2 protein-coding genes are annotated in these 3,620 nt (G+C 59.6%); both read left to right on the forward strand.

Translation table 11 applies throughout. From position 1 onward, the window contains the following. The coding region (locus AB4Z11_RS26550; RefSeq protein WP_442028839.1) for a TonB-dependent receptor at positions 1-2,205 on the forward strand (2,205 nt) is incomplete at its 5' end. Between the two features lie 107 nt (positions 2,206-2,312). Next, positions 2,313-3,620 (forward strand): MFS transporter (locus AB4Z11_RS26555; protein ID WP_442028840.1); only part of this gene is annotated, 1,308 nt, incomplete at its 3' end.

Raw genomic sequence — 3,620 nt, forward strand, 5'->3', positions numbered from 1 at the left:
ATGCTGCAGCGTGCCGACGTATATAAGTCGCAGAGCGCTGAACAGCCTGAAGGTGGTATCGCCGGCGCGATCGACGTGCGCACCAACCGTCCATTTGATTTCAAAGGCTTCCAGGCCAGCGCGCAGCTGGGTGTGAAGAACAAGGATAAAGCCAAGGCCAATGATCCTGAAGGTTCGGCCATGGTGTCCAACCGCTGGAAGACCGRCATGGGCGAATTCGGCGCCTTGATCGGCCTGTCGCACATCTCCGACCGCTTCCATGAAGAGCGCGGCTTCGAAACCTTCCCGATCGATAAATTCTTCGCGGCGCCAAACCTGACCGGCCCGGATCTGGTGGGCATCCAGGACATCTTCGGCAAGCGTATCCGCCAGGCCGGCAATTTTGCCTTCCAGTGGAAGCCGAACAAGGACTTCGATATGTACGCCGAAGGCCTGTACTCCAAGTTCAAAGGCCACGACGAGACAGACTTCTTCGTCGGTCTGCCATGGGCGACTTCGCCTGACCAGATCAAGGTCACCAAGATCCCTGGCACCAACCAGACCGACACGATCGATTCGACCAATACTTTCACCATCCTGTCGACCCAGGCGCGCGCATCGACCAGCATCGCGCAGCAATACGCGATTGGCGCCAACTGGCGTCCGATGGATGGTCTGCGTGTGAGCAGCGAGATCGCCCGCACCATCAGTTCCTACGATTGGGTGAACCCGATCCTGGACACCAATCTGAACGTCGATCAGGTGCACGTGAAGACCGTGGTGGATGGCGGCGCCTTCGCGCAGTACCAGGGCGCTGGCCTGAATGATCCGTCCAAGATCTACCTGTTCCAGTTCTTCGACCGTTACGGCAAGGATCGCGGCAGCTCCACCGACTGGCGCGCCGACGCAACCTGGACGCCTGCAAGCGAAGGCTTCTTTAAAGAGTTCACCGGCGGCGTGCGCGTCAACGACCGCACGGCCAATTCCATCAAGTCGCTAGAAGGCTCGGTGGGCGCGATTCCTAACGTGACCATGGGCAGCATCCCTGGCCTGTCCTGCTCGACCCAGGCATTCTCTGTCGACTATGGCACGCCAAAGTGGAGCACGCCATGCCCGGACTTCATGGTGGCCAACACGAGCGTTGTGCGTAAAGCGGTAACCGGCACGGAAGCGGCCAAGGCGATCGACCCGGCGTCCTTCTTCCAGGACAAGGAAAAGAACTACGCCTTCTACGGCAAGGCGAAATTCGGTTTCGACGTTGGTGCTTATCCGGTTGACGGCGTGCTGGGTGTGCGCGTCACCAAGACCGACTCGGACCTGGTCGGTAATAACATCGTCAACGGCGCTTACGTGCCGATCAACACCAGCAGCTCCGATACCGCTGTTCTGCCGAGCGCGAACTTCAAGGTCACGCTGCGTCCGGACCTGCTGGCTCGCCTGGCGCTGACCAAGACCCTGACCCGTCCTGACTTCGCCCAGCTGAATCCAGCCACGGCCTACGTGAACTCGAACGGCACCACCACGCAGTCCACCGCCTCGGGCGGCAATCCGGATCTGAAGCCGTTCACCGGCAAGAACGCGGACGCATCCCTGGAGTGGTATTTCTCGCGTTCCGGTTATGCCAGCGCTACGGTGTTCCGTCATAACTTCGACGGCTACATCATGAACAAGATCGTTGCTGAGACCTTCCAGGGCGTGAACTACCAGACCACCCGTCCGTTCAACACCGACAAGGGCCACCTGCAAGGTGTCGAGCTGGCCTACCGCCAGTTCTACGACTGGCTGCCAGGTCCGTTGAAAGGCTTCGGTCTGGAAGCTAACTTCACCTACACCGAAGGCGGCATCACTTCCTCGATCGATCCGAACCTGGTTGGCAAACCATTCGCGGGCATGTCGCGCCAGTCCTACAATATCGTTGGACTATATGAGCGCGATGCGTGGTCGGGCCGTCTGGCTTACAACTGGCGTTCCAAGTTCACCCAGGTATACAACGACGCGCCGGGCAACCAGGGCACTTCGCCTCCACGTGACCTGATCGCTGCGCCGATGTCCACCCTGGACGGTTCGATCAGCTACAAGATCGCGAAGAACTTGTCTGTGAACCTGACTGGTACTAATCTGCTGAACTTCAAGTATCAGGATTACTGGGCAGATCCGGTGGTTTATCCGCGCGATACGCGCCGCTATGACCGCACCGTGGGCGTGTCTCTGAGCTGGAAGAACTGAGCGGAAACGGCGGGTCGATGATCCGCCCTACGGGCCGGAATTGGCCTACCCGCATTGCATCGTAGGGCGGGTCATTCGACCCGCCGTTTTGCTGTATGAGGTATTCGATGTCGAATCAAAAACTGTCGGTGCTGGAGAAGGTGGGCTTTGGCTCCGGCGATATGGCCCTGAACGTGGTGATCTCGTCGATGATGTTGATCATCACCTTCTTCTACACCGATATCTACGGCCTGCACACCGCCGATCTGGCGCTGCTGTTCGTGATCGTCAAAATCGTGGGCGCCTGCGCTGACCTCATCATGGGGCAGCTGACGGACCGCTTCAACGCCGCCATGGGGCGCTATCGCCCCTGGCTGCTGTTCCTCGCTGTGCCTTATGGCGTCAGCATCTTCTTCGCCTTCACCACGCCGCAACTGGCGTATGACGCCAAGCTGGTGTGGGCATACTCGACCTACATCCTGGCCACGGTCATGACGGCAGGCGTAGGCATTCCCTATATTTCGCTGATTTCGGGCCTCACCAGCGATCCGCAGGAACGCCTGTCGGCCAACGGCTACCGCCTGTTCTTCGCCAAGATCGGCGCCTTCATGGTGACGATTATCGTGCCGATCCTGGCGCAGCGCTGGGGCAACGGCAATGCGGCGGCGGGCTACCAGGCGGCCATGGCCGTGATGGCGGCAATCGGCGTGGCGATGTTCCTGTTCTGCTTCTTCACCACCACCGAACGTGTGCGCCATGTGGTGGAGCGCCAGTCCATCGCGGACCAGCTGAAAGTGCTGATGAAGAATGACCAGTGGCTGATCCTGTGTGGCGTCTGCGTAACCGGCACCGTGGGCTATGTGATTCGCGGCTCGGTGGCGATTTACTACGCCAAGTATTATCTGGGCGGCGACACCGGAACCGTGTCGGCCTTCCTGTCGACCGGCGTGGCGGCAGCCATTCTGTCCATGGTCGCATCGACCTGGATCACCAAGAGCTACTGCAAGGTCAAGCTGTTCCGCTACACCCAGCTGCTGGTGGCGGCGCTGAGCGTTGCCATTTACGCGCTGGTGCGTCCGGGCGATATGGTGCTGGCCTTTGTGCTGTACTTCCTGCTGTCCTTCATCGTCGACCTGCATGCGCCTGTATTCTGGTCCGCCATTGCGGAGACCATCGACTATGGCCAGGTCAAGACCGGCAAGCGGGTTTCCGGCTTCGCCTTCGGTGGTATCTCGGTGTGCCAGAAGGCGGGCATGGCGATTGCCGGCGGCCTGGTTGGCATCCTGCTGACTTATTTCGACTACCAGCCAAATGCCGCGCAAACGGCTTTCGCGCTGAACGGCATCGCCCTGATGCTGTCCGTGATCCCCGGCTTCTTCCACTTCCTGATGGGTGTACTGATGTTCAAGTACCGCATCAGCGACAAATACTACGAC

The organism is Pseudoduganella sp. RAF53_2 (genome assembly GCF_052113985.1).
Lineage (GTDB): Bacteria > Pseudomonadota > Gammaproteobacteria > Burkholderiales > Burkholderiaceae_D > Rugamonas.